The organism is Bacillus cereus group sp. MYBK245-2, from assembly GCF_051916145.1.
Classification (GTDB): Bacteria; Bacillota; Bacilli; order Bacillales; family Bacillaceae_G; genus Bacillus_A; species Bacillus_A pacificus.
On record NZ_JBQAGB010000010.1, the window covers coordinates 164,919 to 180,741 of the forward strand.

Here is a 15,823-nt window from a genome sequence, read left to right on the forward strand (position 1 = left end):
AGGAAATTGTCGAAGTATCGTTGGTATTGATACACTTTTTTGTAAAAGAAGAAATGTAGTATTGCCTTTACCATTCAATTTATTTACATTGTTACTTAGCTACACACAAAAGTAATATATTCGGCAAAAAAAGACAATGATGGAATTATCCTATCATTGTCTTTTTTACTTTGTCTCTGCCTTTTATTTTGCTTCTTACGTAAATCATTCCGGCAAATGTTAATAAGAATGCAGTTCCAATAACGAAGCTGGCGCTAGGGGATGCCCCGATTGCTCCAACTGTAAAGGATCCAGCAACAACTCCTAATGAGAAGAAAGCATAAAACAATCCAAATGCTTTTCCGCGTTTATCATCTGTCGTATTTTCAACAAGTAATGCATTTATCGATGGGAAAAGGATAGCGAATCCAATGCCATAAATCATCATAACGATAAAGAGCATGCCTTTTGTTGCAAATAATCCAAGTAAAGATAATGCTAATGCCATTACTGCAATACCAATTAGCATTAGTTTTGAACGATTAAATCGATCGTAAATACGATTTGTTGGTAGTAAGAAGAAGAGGATAGCGGTAATACCGAATACACTTAACATCATGCCTGTTGTAGATGCTTTAAGCGCTAATGCCTCAACTTTCACTGGTAACATATAAGTGACAATTCCTTGTGAAAACATGAGTGTGAAAGCACCAATATATGCCTGTAATAACGGTTCTGATTTCAATAGTTCAAACATATCTTCTTTATTCATCATTTGTGTTCTTGAAGTATCTTTTCTTGATACGTTATTTGGTAAGAAGAAGAGAGATACGATTGTACCAAGAACCATTAAAATAGAAATGGTAATGAACACCCACTCTATACCAGCAGTTGCTTTCATAATCCCGCTGAAGGCAGGTCCTACAATTGCCGCTGTTCCAACAGCAGCACCAGATAGGGCCATTGCCTTACCTTGTCTTGCTGAATTTGTTTGTTTTGATAAAAACGTAAAGGCAGCAGGAATTAAAAATCCGTCACTAAACCCATGCATAAAGCGCACAACTAATAGTTGTTCACCACTTTGAACAACGGTGTATAACAAGACTATGAAACTCGTGAGTCCCATGCTTATATAAAGTATTTTTTTTGCACCAAATTTATCGACAGCAGCGCCAGCAATAATATTACCAATCATATTAGCGAATGAGTACATGCCGACAACTAGCCCAATAATAAGAGGGGATCCTCCAAGACTTTGAGCGAACGTACTCATAATAGGTAATTGTGAAAATGTATCTAGAAACGCTACGATAACAATAAAGTAAATAAAATATTTCAAGCGATATTCACCTCTCCTATGCTATTATGGCATAATGCTAATTTCAACCGCAATGAAATTGAGTTAACAGATGTGGAAAAAAGTACAAAGTGACAAAATATTGAACGTTATTTGTTAAAATTTAGTGGAAATGAGATTGTTTTTTTGAAATATATGGATAGAAGTATTATAATAGATTTGTAAACTTCACCAGGTTAAGTATATACATAGAGAGGGATGTATAAAATGAAAGCATTACTTTGGCATAATCAACGTGATGTAAGAGTAGAAGAAGTACCAGAACCAACTGTAAAACCAGGAGCAGTTAAGATTAAAGTTAAATGGTGTGGTATCTGCGGGACAGACCTGCATGAATATTTAGCAGGACCTATTTTTATTCCAACAGAAGAGCATCCATTAACACATGTAAAAGCACCGGTTATTTTAGGTCATGAGTTTAGCGGTGAGGTAGTTGAAATCGGTGAAGGCGTTACATCTCATAAAGTGGGAGACCGCGTCGTTGTAGAACCAATTTATTCTTGTGGTAAATGTGAAGCTTGTAAACATGGACATTACAATGTTTGTGAACAACTTGTTTTCCACGGTCTTGGCGGAGAAGGCGGCGGTTTCTCTGAATATACAGTAGTACCAGAAGATATGGTTCACCATATTCCAGATGAAATGACGTATGAACAAGGTGCACTTGTAGAACCAGCAGCTGTAGCAGTTCATGCAGTACGTCAAAGTAAATTAAAAGAAGGGGAAGCTGTAGCAGTATTTGGTTGTGGTCCAATTGGACTTCTTGTTATCCAAGCAGCTAAAGCAGCAGGAGCAACTCCTGTTATTGCAGTCGAGCTTTCTAAAGAACGTCAAGAGTTAGCAAAATTAGCAGGTGCGGATTACGTATTAAATCCAGCTACTCAAGATGTATTAGCAGAAATTCGTAACTTAACAAATGGTTTAGGTGTAAATGTGAGCTTTGAAGTAACAGGTGTTGAAGTAGTACTTCGTCAAGCAATTGAAAGTACAAGTTTCGAAGGACAAACTGTAATTGTTAGTGTATGGGAAAAAGACGCAACAATTACTCCAAACAATCTTGTACTAAAAGAAAAAGAAGTGGTTGGTATTTTAGGATACCGTCATATCTTCCCAGCTGTTATTAAATTAATTAGCTCTGGCCAAATTCAAGCAGAGAAATTAATTACGAAAAAAATCACAGTGGATCAAGTTGTTGAAGAAGGATTTGAAGCACTTGTAAAAGATAAAACACAAGTGAAAATTCTTGTTTCACCTAAATAATATAGAATAGTAAAAAGTAGCTCTTTTCTAGAAATAGAAGAGGGCTACTTTTTTTCTGTACAGAAAGGTGATAGACTTTCCTGTAACTACAGGTATTTTGTTTGGAAGGGGAAGTCTAATGCTTTCATTTATGTTGACATTGAAACGGATGCTAAAAGCTTGTTTACGAGCGTGGAAAGATAAAGAATTTCAAGTATTATTCGTATTAACATTTTTAACATTAATGTCTGGTACAATTTTTTATAGTACAGTTGAAGGATTACGTCCTCTTGACGCTTTATATTTTAGTGTGGTCACGTTGACGACTGTCGGTGATGCGAATTTTAGTCCGCAAACTGATTTTGGAAAGATATTTACAATCTTATACATATTTATTGGAATTGGATTAGTGTTTGGATTTATTCATAAGTTGGCAGTTAATGTCCAACTGCCAAGTATATTATCGAATAGAAAAAAAGAGTAAAGCATGTGTATGCTTTACTCTTTTTTTACATTAGTTTAGATAAGCCTTAATAATAGTTTATTAAAATGAAAGTGCATTCATTCATTATATTCACTATGTATAAAGTTATAATGATATGAACATTTGCATATTTTAATTTAGTGATAGAAATTTCGTGAAAGGTGGGATATTCTAGTCATAGGTTAACCGGACGACATCATAGGATCCTAACAAAAAGTTTACAATAATTCGATTATAAAATGGAGGATTTCAGATGAAAAAGAAAGTACTTGCTTTAGCAGCAGCTATTACAGTAGTAGCTCCTTTACAAAGCGTTGCATTTGCTCATGAAAATGATGGGGGAAGTAAAATAAAAATAGTTCACCGCTGGTCTGCTGAAGATAAACATAAAGAAGGTGTAAATTCTCATTTATGGATTGTAAACCGTGCGATTGATATTATGTCTCGCAATACAACACTTGTAAAACAAGATCGAGTTGCACAATTAAATGAATGGCGTACGGAGTTAGAGAACGGTATTTATGCTGCTGACTATGAAAATCCTTATTATGATAATAGCACATTTGCTTCACATTTCTATGATCCAGACAATGGAAAAACATATATTCCATTTGCAAAGCAGGCAAAAGAAACTGGCGCTAAATATTTTAAATTAGCTGGTGAATCATACAAAAATAAAGATATGAAACAAGCATTCTTCTATTTAGGATTATCTCTTCATTATTTAGGAGATGTAAACCAACCGATGCATGCGGCAAACTTTACAAATCTTTCATATCCACAAGGATTCCATTCTAAATATGAAAACTTTGTAGATACGATAAAAGATAATTATAAAGTAACGGATGGAAATGGATATTGGAACTGGAAAGGTACAAATCCAGAAGAGTGGATTCATGGAGCGGCAGTAGTAGCGAAACAAGATTACTCTGGAATTGTAAATGATAATACGAAAGATTGGTTCGTAAAAGCAGCTGTGTCACAAGAATATGCAGATAAATGGCGCGCTGAAGTTACACCAATGACAGGTAAGCGATTAATGGATGCACAACGTGTTACTGCTGGATACATTCAGCTTTGGTTTGATACGTACGGAGATCGTTAAGTATTTAAAAAAGGTCAAATCTCACAATAGAGTATTTGACCTTTTTATTACTATACAAATGGAGGTATGGAACGTGAAAGGTAAATTGCTAAAAGGTGTACTTAGCTTTGGGATTGGTTTAGGAGTTTTATACGGAGGTTCTTCAGTGCAAGCAGATACGTCTACAGATCAAAACAACACTTTGAAAGTGATGACGCACAACGTGTATATGCTATCAACTAACTTATATCCGAACTGGGGACAAAGTCAGCGTGCCGATTTAATTGGGGCGGCAGATTATATTAAGAATCAGGATGTAGTTATATTAAATGAAGTGTTCGATAATAGCGCATCAGATCGTTTGTTAGGGAATTTGAAGAAAGAATATCCAAATCAAACAGCAGTATTAGGTCGTAGTAATGGAAATGAATGGGATAAAACGTTAGGTAGCTATTCATCTTCAACGCCTGAAGATGGAGGCGTTGCAATCGTGAGTAAATGGCCGATCGTTGAAAAGATTCAATATGTATTTGCAAAAGGATGCGGACCAGATAATTTATCAAATAAAGGGTTTGTATACACGAAAATTAAGAAAAATGATCGTTTCGTTCATGTAATTGGGACACACTTGCAGGCTGAAGATAGTATGTGTGGAAAAACTTCACCTGCATCTGTACGTACAAACCAGCTAAAAGAAATTCAAGATTTTATTAAAAATAAGAATATACCAAATGACGAGTACGTTCTATTTGGTGGTGATATGAACGTGAATAAAATAAATGCAGAGAACAATAGTGACTCAGAGTACGCATCCATGTTTAAAACATTGCATGCGTCAATTCCATCTTATACGGGACATACAGCAACTTGGGATGCAACGACAAACAGTATTGCAAAATATAATTTCCCTGATAGTCCTGCCGAGTATTTAGATTATATTATTGCAAGTAAGGACCATGCGAATCCATCATTTATAGAGAATAAAGTATTACAACCAAAATCTCCACAGTGGACTGTTACATCATGGCTCAAAAAATATACGTATGATGATTATTCTGATCATTATCCAGTAGCAGCAACTATTTCTATGAAGTAGTCCTAAAAAAGTTTCTTCTTAAATAGGAAGAAACTTTTTTATTTTGTAGAGGAGATTCCAACTTTCTTTCCAATATGTATAAGACATATAGAGAAGAGGAGAGAAAGAATGTGGATCGAGGAATTTTTAAAGAAGTTCCATTACCTTGTGCATTTTTGGATGAAGTAGCTTTAGATAGAAATATTCAATTGATTATAGAATTAAGTGGAAATAAGAAGATTCGTATAGCGAGTAAATCGTTACGTTCTGTTCCGGTTATGCAAAAGATTTTAGCTGCAAATGATCGTTTTCAAGGTATTATGTGTTTTTCACCTAGGGAAGTTTTGTTTTTAATTGAACAAGGATTCAATGATTTATTGCTCGGATATCCTGCTTATGATGATAGAGCGTTACATGAAATAAGTTTGCTAACAAAGCAAGGGCTCATTATAACTTGTATGGTGGATTGTGAAGAGCATATTGTTTATTTAGAAAAAATTGCTGAGAAATCTAAAGGATGTTTTCGTGTTTGTTTAGATATTGATATGAGTAGTCGTTTTCTTATGTTCCATTTTGGGGTCAAAAGATCACCGGTAAAAGATGTGCAAGGTGCTTTGAAAATAGTAAAAAGGTTGAAAGAATCATCATTTTTAATATTAGATGGTGTAATGGGATATGAAGCCCAAATTGCAGGGGTAGGAGATCGCATACCAAATCAACGAGTGAAAAGTAAAGTAATTTCACATTTAAAGAAGAAATCAGTGTTAGAAGTTAAAGAAAGAAGAGGACATATCGTAAAAGAAATACAAAATCTAGGTATTGAACTAAGGTTCGTAAATGGGGGAGGCACAGGAAGTATAAAAACAACTGAGCAAGATCATTCAGTTTCAGAGATTACAATAGGTTCGGCTTTTTATGCCCCGAAGCTGTTTGATTATTATAAAGAGGTGCAATTTCATCCAGCTGTCGGATTTGCTTTACCAGTTGTGCGTAAACCAGCCCCAACAATTTACACTTGTCTAGGTGGTGGATATATTGCCTCAGGCGCAATTGGGAAAGATAAAGAACCTGAAATTTGGAGGCCGGGTGGTGCCAAACTATTAGCTGTAGAAGGCGCGGGTGAAGTGCAAACACCGATTTTCTATAATGGTGAGGAACGAGTAGAGATAGGAGATTCTATCTTGTTTCGCCATAGTAAAGCTGGAGAATTATGTGAGCGGTTTCCGTTTTTATATCGTGTGAAAGAGGGAGAGATTGTTGGGGAGTATTCAACATATCGGGGGGATGGCCAATGCTTTCTATAAAGGGACAAAAATGGAGAAATTGGACAGGGAATGTAGAAGGAACACCGCATTATACGATGTATCCAGAAAGTATACAAGATGTAGTAGAAGTTGTAGAGCTTGCACGAAAAGAAGGGAAGAAAATTCGCGTTGTCGGTTCAGGACACTCGTTTACCCCTCTTGTGCAGACGGAAGAAATTTTAGTCTCTTTAGATGAATTGAAGGGTATTGTGAATGTTGATGCGGAGAAGATGGTTGCCGAAGTATGGGCAGGAACAAAGTTACATGAGCTAGGGAAGTTACTTGAGGAAAAAGGTTATGCGCAAGAAAATTTAGGGGATATTGATTCGCAATCTATTGCAGGAGCGATTAGTACAGGGACTCATGGCACGGGGATTACCTTTGGAAGTTTATCAACACAAGTTATAGAGATTACCGCAGTTTTATCTACAGGTGAGAGTATAGTTTGTTCACAAACGGAGAATGTACAATATTGGAGAGCTTTTCAGTTGTCTCTTGGAATGTTAGGTATCATTGTAAAAATAAAATTGAAGGTTATTCCAGCTTATTCACTCGTTTATAAAAGTGAAAAACAGTCCTTATCTACTGTAATGAACAAGCTAGAAGAATATAAGAAGAATCGCCATTTTGAATTTTTCGTTTTTCCTTATTCAGATGAAGTGCAAGTGAAAATTACAAACGAAACAACGGGTAAAAAAAGTGATTTGAAATGGCATAAACTAAAGGTAGAGTTACTTGAAAATAAGATGTTCTCTTTGTTATCTAAAGGATGTAAATGGTTTCCTTCTATAAGTAAAGGAGTAAGTCGATTATCGGCTAAAGCTGTACCGAATACAAAAATAATTGGTCCGAGTTATGAAGTATTTGCTACATCGCGTGCGGTTCCATTTTATGAAATGGAGTATAGTGTTCCTTCAAAGTATATGCAGGTCGTTGTAGAAGAAATTTCAAACCTTATTGAAAAGAAAAAGTATAAAGTACACTTCCCAATTGAATGCCGTTATGTGAAAAAGGATGACATATGGCTCAGTCCAGCGTATGGAAGAGATTCTGCATATATAGCTGTTCATATGTATAAAGGTATGAAGTATGCTGCTTATTTTGGTGAGGTGGAGAAAATTTTTCTAAAATATGAAGGACGCCCGCATTGGGGGAAAATGCATACGTTAACGTATGAAAAATTACAAAATATATATCCAGAATTGCATTCGTTTCTAAAGGTGAGGAAATTATTAGATGAAGCAGAAATGTTTTCAAACCCTTACACAGAAAAGTTATTTACGATTATGAAAAAAAGCTGACAAAGTATTACTTGTCAGCTTTTTTTAGTACGATCGCATTTTTTGTTTGACTAATTCGCTCGTAAAATAGTAACTTATCACGACTAAATACATGTAATAAAACATGAATAATAAATAGACCGTTAATTACGAGTTGGAATAATAATATAACTACTAATACTAAAGGTTCTTTAAGATTTAAGATAGAGCTACTAGAAAGAATATAATTGATTCCACCTAAAACGAAATAGAATATACCATAACGGATGAATAGTTCCTTCAACGTAATACGATCTGATTTTCCTTTCACGTAAATACGAAGCAACGCTTTACCAATTGTCTTTCCATTCGTAAAGTATGGAATGATAATAAAGTAAATAAAGATCGAACACGTTATGAAAATGAGTTCGTATATGTTCGTGTAAGATTGAATATTAGAAATAAAGAAAGAATTTCCTTTGTTTTTAATGACAGGTACAACGATGGATAAGAAAATCCAATCAATTTGCATCGCGATAAGGCGACGAACAAATCCGACTGGTTTCGTTTCCAAATTAATATGACTATCTAATTCGTTTGCTTTCGGAAGGAAGTACGTAAATATTGGTGCAATGATAAAGCCGATTACGCCGCCTAATGTATTTAAAAACAGATCGTCTATATCAAATAAGCGGTACGCACAATTGTATATACCGTATAGTCCAGTCACTTGTGTTAGCTCGAAAAAGAGTGAAAGACAAAAAGAAATACAAATTGTTTGTAAGAAACTACGTCGGAAATAATAACGTAAGTAAATACCGAATGGAACGGTTAATAGAACGTTAAATGCTACTTGTAAAAACGCAGATTCTTTTAATAGGTAGAAATAAGTAGCTGGTTTCGTTAAAATTGCCGAAGTATGATTACTAATTTCTTGTATGAAATAAAATGGTGATAGTTGCATGTGCTGCGTATTAGCCGGTTGTAGGCTACAAGTATCATATGTTTGTGGTAACGGCAAAATCACAAGAAAATAGGCATTTAATAAGTAAAGTAATAATGAGTACAAAATAAATGAACGCCATTTATTTAAATAACCGTACTTTCGGTAGTTAAATATTAAAAAAGGTATTAAGAGGAACATTGCTAAAATAGGAAATAAAATAAATGCTGTTTTTATTGGAAATATATATGCAGTCAAAATGAAGCTCCTTTCAATGAAAATTCGTTTATCATTATAACGTTAAAAGAACCTTAAAACAAAATTAAAATATTTCGAAATAGAAAAAATTACAAATTTCAATGGAATTAAGTTATACTAAATTTAATATAATGATATTATGATTATTATAAGTTGAGAGAGGGTACAAAATATGCGATATGAGCTTTTTTCTGTAAGTGGGGATCATATTACAACTTTTGAAAGTGCATGGCGTTTTCAAGAGGGAGAACAGATTTTTGTTCATGATGATCAAATAAAACGAAATTTTATTATTATCCGCCTAACGCATGATGTATTTCAACAAAATAAACATGTTATTCGTTTGTATTGTCAAGAAAAGAAAGTATATGCATAAAAAAACGAGTCGTTCTAGTGTAATAGAATGACTCGCTTTTTGATTTGTAAGTTTCACCTTATAAGAAAATAAGAGTAAGTACACCTACGATAATGCAATAGAAAGAGAAATATTTTAAATTTCCTTTTGCCATAATGTTCATAAACCATTTTAATGAAATATACGTCATGATAAATGTTGCAATAAATGCAACGATATATGGTACGAATAGTGTATCTAGATTTGGATCTTTTGCAATGTCTGTAATACTTAGTAATAAACCACCTAAGCTAACAGGGATATATAGTAAGAATGAGAAACGAAGAGCCGTTTCTTGCTTCATACCAAGTAACATCGCAGCTACGATTGTTGCACCTGATCGGCTTATTCCAGGAATTAGTGCGCAAGCTTGTGCTAATCCGACGATAATTGCGTCTTTCATAGAAAGATCGCCATCATTTTTACGTCCACGCAAGTTTCTAATAATCCAAAGTCCGACAGCGGTAATAAGAAGGGAAATCCCAACCATTTTCACACCTTTTAAGTACTGATCGATGTAATCTTTAAATAAAACACCAATAACACCTGCTGGAATGGTCGCAATAACAAGGTAAATAATAAAGAAGAAATCTGATTTTGCATCTTCTGCTCTTGTAAATATATAAGATAGACCATTCTTTGTTAGACGAATTAAATCATTTCTATAAATAAGTAATACAGCTAATAATGAAGCTGAATTAACAAGTAGTTCAAAGCTAAACCCCTCTATTTTTAGTCCTAGCAAATGCTGTGCCAAAACGAGGTGACCGCTTGAAGAAATCGGAATCGGTTCTGTTAGTCCTTGGAACAGACCAAGAATTAAATATTTTAAAATGTAGTAAAATTGTTCCATAATAACCTCCTTGTTTAATAGTCGAAAGAAACAACTTGTCCATTATAACAAAGATACGGCTCAATATTGAGAAGAAATAAATATTCGAAATATAATAAAAATCCCTCATAACAGTATAAGGGATTTTTACTATTAATGAGAAACTACTGTTTCTTCAAGACTTTTCGCTAATTGAACATCGACTTTCTCAGCATCATGAATGTGATTCATAATAGTAGTATTTAATTTTTGGAACATTTGTTGTGTATTAGCGAATTCTCGTAATATATCATCATTACAAGTCTTTTGGTTTTCAATAGCTTTAATAACATTTGTAGCGCCGTTTTGTAACGTTTGAATCATAATTAAAATATTTTCGATTCTAGCGTTTGTATCGGCACTCATTTCTACACCTTCATCGACTAAATGCAAATTATCTTTTGTATTATCGTATGCTTTTTCAATTTCTTCTTGAATTTTTTTCGTTAAGTTGCCGATGTTTTTTGTACTTTCAGCGGTACTTTCTGCTAGTTTTCTTACTTCATTGGCAACGACAGCGAATCCTTTACCGTGCTCTCCAGCACGAGCAGCTTCAATACTTGCATTTAAAGCAAGTAAATTTGTTTGTGCTGCAATGTTTTGGATGACTTCTACAATTTGCTCAATTTCTTTTGAGCGTTCACTTAAATGATTCATACTATTAGACGTGCGCTGGGATTGTTCACCTAATTTATTAATTACAATAAGTAAACGATGAACAGATTCTTTTCCTTCGTTAGAACAATCAATAATTTCTTCAATAGATTGAATTAAGCTTTGTTCTTTTTGTAGCATTTCGTTATTCAATTCATTGGAATGTGTAGTGCGTGTTGAAACATTTTCGAAACATGAGCTTAATTGTTGAACTAAATTTTGAAGTGTATGGTGTTGATTATTTACAAGTTTATGTTCTTGAATAACGCTGTGTACACGAGTGTGGATAGAAGAAATAGTCTCTTGTTGTTCAATATCCTTTTGTTTTAATTCTGCTTCTAGTTCTTGTATACGACTTTCTAATTGATCAATTTTATGTTGGAGTGATTTCTTTTGAGTAAACATAGATTTATTTCAACCGCCTTTAGAAGTTATATTTTCTCTATATTTGGATTTTAGCATCTTTTATAATTTTTAAATATAGGAATTGTTAAATATTTAAGAATCTATTACATTTTATGCATAATTCCCTTTTTTTCGTCATGAAAAATAAACTGTATTTAATGGTATTGTAAACAAACTGTAAAATAAATCATGTATAACTGTATAAGAAGGGAGTCGGATTATGAACTATTTTAAGCGAATCAGTAGTCTAGTATTAGCAGGCATTATAGGTCTTTCTAGTACAGTCGCTGTTAAAGCAGAGTCAAACGACGAGAAACTTAACAACATGCAACAGCAATTGCAGCAAAACGATGCAGAAATGCAAAAGAAAGAGCAAGAGAAGCAAGCTGTTAGTAAAGAAATTCAAGGTATCGAAAACGAACTACATAATTTAAATAATACAATTGCAAAAAATAAAGAGGATCAAGCTGCTATTCAACGTAAAATCGATGAAACACATAAGCAGATTGAACAAAAAAAGAACGAAATTGTCGTTTTAGAGGATAAAGTCCTTGCTCGTAAGGATATTATGAGAAAACGTATGGTTTCTGTTCAAAACAGTTCAAATACAAGTTTAGTAGTAGAAGTTGTAGTAGAGTCAAAGAACTTTGCAGACTTCTTACAACGTATGAACGCAGTTTCTACTATTCTAGAAGCTGATAAAGAAATTTTACGTCTACAAGAACAAGATCTTCGTCAAATTGAAGAAGATAAGAAAACAATTGACGAGAAAGAAGCATCTTTAGTAGTAGACAAACAAAAATTAGCAAAAGCACAAGCTGAACTGCAAGATAACTTGAAAAAACGTCAAGCTAACTTACAAACAGTTCAAGCTAAATATAATCAGGTTGCAAGCCAACTTAATTTAGCTGCAGAAGAAAAAGCTAAAATCGAATCAAACATGAAAGCAGTACAAGAAACAATTGCTCGTGAGCAAGAAGCAGCAAGAATTGCAGCGGAAGAGCGTGCGAAAGCAGAAGCAGCTGCAAAGGCTGAGCAAGAAGCTTTAGCGAAAGCACAAGCAGAAATTGCTGAAAAGCAAAAGCAAGAGAAAGCTAGTAAACCAGCTGAACCTGTAGCAAAAAATACAGAAACAGAGTCTAAGCCTGATACGAAACCAACTCAAGGTGGAAAAGAATTTTACGTAACAGCAACCGCTTATACAGCTGACCCATCTGAAAACGGCTATAAACCGGGTGAAACTGTAAAATCTAGGTTAGGACATAATTTAACTGCAAATCCAAACATGAAATTAATTGCTGTAGATCCATCTGTTATCCCACTAGGTTCTACTGTATATGTAGAAGGATATGGAACAGCAATTGCTGGAGATACTGGTAGTGCAATAAAAGGGCATATTATTGATTTATTAATGCCAAACTCAGCTCAAGCTAATGAGTGGGGTAGAAGAACAGTTAAAGTTAAAATTTTAAATTAATATGCAATCCAACTTTACAATATGTGAAGTTGGATTTTTTTGTAAAAACAATGTTAAGTTGAGTTTACATTTTGTTAAGGATAGCATACAATGATGGTGAGAGGTGGTAAATTTGACCATTTTAAATAGAGTGAAGGAATTAAGAGCTCGATTTAATTTTTCGCAAAGTGTATTAGCAGAAAAGGTTGGAGTGACGAGACAAACAATCGCGGCAATTGAAAAAGGGGATTATGTTCCTTCATTGTTATTAGCGCTTACGATTTGCGATGTGTTCGAGCTCAAGATGGAAGATGTGTTTGTTTTAAATAAGGAGGGGGAAGAGGATGAATAGACTTGTATTTTCCTATATGTTGAATGTACTCTTAATGGTATTAGCAGGTTGGGCATTTATTGAGTTGTATTATTTTACTATCGAAGTTGCGAATTTTATTCAAACGAAGAGGGTACCATTTGAAGTTTCGGTGAGTTTAATGCCAATAGGATTGCTTTTAATATTTGGTATTGTATCGACTGTTCTTTATAAAATTCAAAAGAAAAAATATAAAGAGCTATCATATTGGATGTTTCCACTATTATTTCCTCAAGAAGACGAGCGGGAAAAGGCAATTACAGAAAAGGCTTGTCGTACTACATTTATGTCACTATGGTACGTGTTGCCTTGTGCGGTTGGTTTTTTAACGCTTTCTCCAATTGCTAATCTATATGTTCCTGCATATCCAATATATATTGCATTTAGTATTTTCTTTATTCAAATGACAATTTTCCACGTATCTTTATATCGAAATAAAATCGCTTAAAAAGAAACCTTCTTGCATCGGCAAGAAGGTTTCTTTTCAGCTTATACTTGTACATATAGCAATATTATCTTATCATTTTATATAGAGTAAGATTTTGTAAGGGAAAGGAATTGTATATGAATAAGCAAAGAATTTATAGTATAGTAGCAATCCTCCTATTTGTTGTAGGTGGTGTATTAATCGGCAAGCCATTTTATGATGGATATCAAGCTGAAAAGAAACAGACTGAAAATGTACAGGCTGTCCAAAAGATGGATTATGAAAAACATGAGACGGAATTTGTAGATGCTTCCAAAATTAATCAACCAGACTTGGCAGAAGTAGCGAACGCATCTTTAGATAAGAAACAAGTAATTGGTCGTATTTCGATTCCAAGTGTTTCATTAGAACTTCCTGTTTTAAAGTCTTCTACTGAGAAAAACCTATTATCAGGTGCAGCAACAGTAAAAGAAAATCAAGTAATGGGAAAAGGTAATTATGCATTAGCAGGACATAACATGTCTAAAAAAGGTGTTTTATTTAGTGATATAGCGTCTCTAAAAAAAGGCGATAAAATTTATTTGTATGATAATGAAAATGAATATGAATATGTGGTTACTGGTGTATCTGAAGTAACTCCTGATAAATGGGAAGTTGTTGAGGATCACGGGAAAGATGAAATAACACTAATTACATGTGTATCTGTGAAAGATAATTCTAAACGTTATGTTGTTGCTGGTGATTTAGTAGGAACGAAGGCGAAGAAATAAAAAAGATGAGGGGAAATCCCTCATCTTTTTTAATCCATCCATTTTACTAACTTCTTAGAAATTAATAATAAAACACAACCTAAAACGATTGCTACAGCGCCAATAACTGTAAATACTTCAGCATACCCAAGTGAAGTTGTGAAGCTTGCAAGTTGTCCACCTAAAATGTTAGCGATTCCTGAGCTTGCTAACCATACTCCCATTAATAAAGAAGCAAGTTTTACTGGGGCAAGTGCACTAACCATTGATAGTCCAACAGGTGATAAGAATAGCTCACCTAACGTATGGAAAAGATACGTAAAGACGATAAATAGTAAGTTTGCTTTTTCTGTAATGTTATGTTCATCACTACCTGTTTTTAATGTAGCAATAACGAGAATGATATAACCGATACCGAGCAAGATCATACCAAGTCCCATTTTAGTTGGGATTTTTAAATCCCCACGCTTGCGAGTTGCAAGTTTTGCCCATAATGCTGAAATGACTGGAGCAAGTAAAATAATAAATAATGGATTGACCGATTGGAACCAAGATGTTGGAATTTCCCATCCGAACACAGAGCGGTCTACAAATTTGTTTGTATATAATGTTAATGAGCTACCAGCTTGTTCAAAGCCAGCCCAGAAGAAGACAACGAAGCATGTTAAAATGACGATAACTGCAGTACGTTGTTTTTCTTTTTTTGTTAACGGTGTATCACCTACTGATGGTTGTCCATCTGTTGTTTGTAAATCGCGAGTTGGTTTTTTACCAATATCACCAAGGAAGCGATTGGATAGTGTTGTAAATAAAATTTGTCCAATGATCATTCCGATTGAAGCGGCTAAGAATCCGTAACGGAATCCGTAATGTACAACGCCATCAACCGTTGTTTTGAATAAATTTTCTGATAAAAATCCGCAAACGAGTGGAGCTAAAAATGATCCGACATTAATACCCATATAGAAAATGGTAAATGCACTATCACGTTTTGGATCGTTCTCTTCATATAATTCCCCAACCAGTGTAGAGATGTTCGGTTTGAAGAATCCGTTACCGATAATAATAAGCGCTAATCCGAGGTATAGGCCGACTTGGTTTTGCAAGGCAAATAGTGTAAGGTTACCGATTGCCATTGTTATACCACCAATTGTGATTGCTTTTCGTCTACCTAGGAACCGGTCTGTTAAGTATCCACCAATCATTGGTGTGAAATAACAGGCTCCAGTGTAAAATCCGTAAATAGAGAGTGCCCATGCGGGACTAAACCCAAGACCACCGCTTACTAAAGCTGTCGTTAAATATAATGTTAATAATCCTCGTAATCCATAGTAACTAAATCTTTCCCACATTTCTGTAAAGAAGAGTAAGTATAAACCTGGAGGATGTTTCTTTTTTCTTTGTTGTTCTTTTTCTAGTTGTATCGCTGATTCCATGTTATTTTCCTCCTGACACAAACAAAAACAAAGTTAATAATTTTGTACATTTAATATTTTACCTTATTAAATATTATAA

The 15,823-nt window shown here is 34.2% G+C and carries 16 protein-coding genes; 11 read left to right on the forward strand and 5 right to left on the reverse strand.

Annotation, left to right across the window (positions count from 1 at the left end; translation table 11 throughout):
• Window positions 1–145 precede the first annotated feature (145 nt).
• Complete coding sequence (locus ACTFRN_RS17710) at window positions 146–1,318, reverse strand: MFS transporter (protein ID WP_000873249.1); 1,173 nt, start codon at window positions 1,316–1,318, stop codon at window positions 146–148.
• A gap of 225 nt (window positions 1,319–1,543) precedes the next feature.
• Here ACTFRN_RS17710 and bdhA point away from each other — a divergent pair, with 225 nt between their 5' ends.
• From bdhA to ACTFRN_RS17740, 6 genes are all read left to right on the forward strand, one after another.
• Window positions 1,544–2,596: a (R,R)-butanediol dehydrogenase gene (bdhA, locus tag ACTFRN_RS17715; protein WP_000645822.1), complete on the forward strand. Its 1,053-nt coding sequence runs from the start codon at window positions 1,544–1,546 to the stop codon at window positions 2,594–2,596.
• Window positions 2,597–2,714: 118 nt separating this feature from the next.
• Window positions 2,715–3,059 carry a potassium channel family protein gene (locus tag ACTFRN_RS17720; protein WP_000948231.1) on the forward strand — a complete coding sequence of 115 codons (345 nt, stop codon included), beginning with the start codon at window positions 2,715–2,717 and terminating at the stop codon, window positions 3,057–3,059.
• A gap of 253 nt (window positions 3,060–3,312) precedes the next feature.
• Complete coding sequence (gene cerA / locus ACTFRN_RS17725) at window positions 3,313–4,164, forward strand: phospholipase CerA (protein ID WP_000731014.1); 852 nt, start codon at window positions 3,313–3,315, stop codon at window positions 4,162–4,164.
• A gap of 58 nt (window positions 4,165–4,222) precedes the next feature.
• Complete coding sequence (sph, locus tag ACTFRN_RS17730) at window positions 4,223–5,239, forward strand: sphingomyelinase C (protein WP_225991017.1); 1,017 nt, start codon at window positions 4,223–4,225, stop codon at window positions 5,237–5,239.
• Between the two features lie 110 nt (window positions 5,240–5,349).
• Window positions 5,350–6,522 carry an amino acid deaminase/aldolase gene (locus tag ACTFRN_RS17735; RefSeq protein WP_088106346.1) on the forward strand — a complete coding sequence of 391 codons (1,173 nt, stop codon included), beginning with the start codon at window positions 5,350–5,352 and terminating at the stop codon, window positions 6,520–6,522.
• The gene (locus tag ACTFRN_RS17740) at window positions 6,510–7,823 is read left to right on the forward strand and encodes a D-arabinono-1,4-lactone oxidase (RefSeq protein ID WP_000948934.1); all 1,314 of its coding nucleotides are present in this window, start codon (window positions 6,510–6,512) and stop codon (window positions 7,821–7,823) included. The genes ACTFRN_RS17735 and ACTFRN_RS17740 overlap by 13 nt, the downstream gene beginning before the upstream one ends.
• Before the next feature lie 7 nt (window positions 7,824–7,830).
• Here ACTFRN_RS17740 and ACTFRN_RS17745 read toward each other — a convergent pair whose 3' ends face one another.
• The gene (locus ACTFRN_RS17745; RefSeq protein WP_000127966.1) at window positions 7,831–8,982 is read right to left on the reverse strand and encodes a VanZ family protein; all 1,152 of its coding nucleotides are present in this window, start codon (window positions 8,980–8,982) and stop codon (window positions 7,831–7,833) included.
• A gap of 172 nt (window positions 8,983–9,154) precedes the next feature.
• Between ACTFRN_RS17745 and ACTFRN_RS17750 the strand changes: the two genes are divergently transcribed.
• On the forward strand, window positions 9,155–9,358 hold the full coding sequence (locus ACTFRN_RS17750) for a hypothetical protein (RefSeq protein ID WP_001268330.1): 204 nt from the start codon (window positions 9,155–9,157) through the stop codon (window positions 9,356–9,358).
• Between the two features lie 58 nt (window positions 9,359–9,416).
• Here the strand turns inward: ACTFRN_RS17750 and ACTFRN_RS17755 are convergent, their stop codons facing one another.
• Both ACTFRN_RS17755 and ACTFRN_RS17760 read right to left on the reverse strand, forming a co-directional pair.
• Window positions 9,417–10,229 (reverse strand): undecaprenyl-diphosphate phosphatase, encoded by an 813-nt coding sequence (locus ACTFRN_RS17755; protein ID WP_000434782.1) that lies wholly within the window; start codon window positions 10,227–10,229, stop codon window positions 9,417–9,419.
• Window positions 10,230–10,361: 132 nt separating this feature from the next.
• On the reverse strand, window positions 10,362–11,306 hold the full coding sequence (locus ACTFRN_RS17760; RefSeq protein ID WP_000495025.1) for a methyl-accepting chemotaxis protein: 945 nt from the start codon (window positions 11,304–11,306) through the stop codon (window positions 10,362–10,364).
• 220 nt (window positions 11,307–11,526) lie between these two features.
• Here ACTFRN_RS17760 and ACTFRN_RS17765 point away from each other — a divergent pair, with 220 nt between their 5' ends.
• From ACTFRN_RS17765 to ACTFRN_RS17780, 4 genes are all read left to right on the forward strand, one after another.
• Window positions 11,527–12,783: a 3D domain-containing protein gene (locus tag ACTFRN_RS17765; protein WP_014893311.1), complete on the forward strand. Its 1,257-nt coding sequence runs from the start codon at window positions 11,527–11,529 to the stop codon at window positions 12,781–12,783.
• 112 nt (window positions 12,784–12,895) lie between these two features.
• Window positions 12,896–13,114, forward strand: a complete 219-nt coding sequence (locus tag ACTFRN_RS17770) for a helix-turn-helix transcriptional regulator (RefSeq protein ID WP_000154009.1) — start codon at window positions 12,896–12,898, stop codon at window positions 13,112–13,114.
• Window positions 13,107–13,580, forward strand: a complete 474-nt coding sequence (locus ACTFRN_RS17775; protein WP_001081111.1) for a hypothetical protein — start codon at window positions 13,107–13,109, stop codon at window positions 13,578–13,580. The genes ACTFRN_RS17770 and ACTFRN_RS17775 overlap by 8 nt, the downstream gene beginning before the upstream one ends.
• A 116-nt stretch (window positions 13,581–13,696) precedes the next feature.
• A complete protein-coding gene (locus ACTFRN_RS17780; RefSeq protein WP_001041722.1) occupies window positions 13,697–14,329 on the forward strand; it encodes a class A sortase in 633 nt (210 codons plus the stop codon).
• Between the two features lie 29 nt (window positions 14,330–14,358).
• On the opposite strand, the gene ACTFRN_RS17785 is transcribed toward ACTFRN_RS17780, so the two are convergent.
• Window positions 14,359–15,744, reverse strand: a complete 1,386-nt coding sequence (locus ACTFRN_RS17785) for a peptide MFS transporter (protein ID WP_000443132.1) — start codon at window positions 15,742–15,744, stop codon at window positions 14,359–14,361.
• Between the last annotated feature and the right edge of the window lie 79 nt (window positions 15,745–15,823).

What these genes read in the sequence shown, in the direction of transcription:
- bdhA (WP_000645822.1), top strand. Translation starts at nt 1,544, where the DNA reads ATGAAAGCATTACTTTGGCATAATCAACGTGATGTAAGAGTAGAAGAA.
- ACTFRN_RS17720 (WP_000948231.1), top strand. Translation starts at nt 2,715, where the DNA reads ATGCTTTCATTTATGTTGACATTGAAACGGATGCTAAAAGCTTGTTTA.
- cerA (WP_000731014.1), top strand. Translation starts at nt 3,313, where the DNA reads ATGAAAAAGAAAGTACTTGCTTTAGCAGCAGCTATTACAGTAGTAGCT.
- sph (WP_225991017.1), top strand. Translation starts at nt 4,223, where the DNA reads ATGGAGGTATGGAACGTGAAAGGTAAATTGCTAAAAGGTGTACTTAGC.
- ACTFRN_RS17740 (WP_000948934.1), top strand. Translation starts at nt 6,510, where the DNA reads ATGCTTTCTATAAAGGGACAAAAATGGAGAAATTGGACAGGGAATGTA.
- ACTFRN_RS17750 (WP_001268330.1), top strand. Translation starts at nt 9,155, where the DNA reads ATGCGATATGAGCTTTTTTCTGTAAGTGGGGATCATATTACAACTTTT.
- ACTFRN_RS17755 (WP_000434782.1), bottom strand. Translation starts at nt 10,229, where the DNA reads ATGGAACAATTTTACTACATTTTAAAATATTTAATTCTTGGTCTGTTC.
- ACTFRN_RS17760 (WP_000495025.1), bottom strand. Translation starts at nt 11,306, where the DNA reads ATGTTTACTCAAAAGAAATCACTCCAACATAAAATTGATCAATTAGAA.
- ACTFRN_RS17765 (WP_014893311.1), top strand. Translation starts at nt 11,527, where the DNA reads ATGAACTATTTTAAGCGAATCAGTAGTCTAGTATTAGCAGGCATTATA.
- ACTFRN_RS17775 (WP_001081111.1), top strand. Translation starts at nt 13,107, where the DNA reads ATGAATAGACTTGTATTTTCCTATATGTTGAATGTACTCTTAATGGTA.
- ACTFRN_RS17780 (WP_001041722.1), top strand. Translation starts at nt 13,697, where the DNA reads ATGAATAAGCAAAGAATTTATAGTATAGTAGCAATCCTCCTATTTGTT.
- ACTFRN_RS17785 (WP_000443132.1), bottom strand. Translation starts at nt 15,744, where the DNA reads ATGGAATCAGCGATACAACTAGAAAAAGAACAACAAAGAAAAAAGAAA.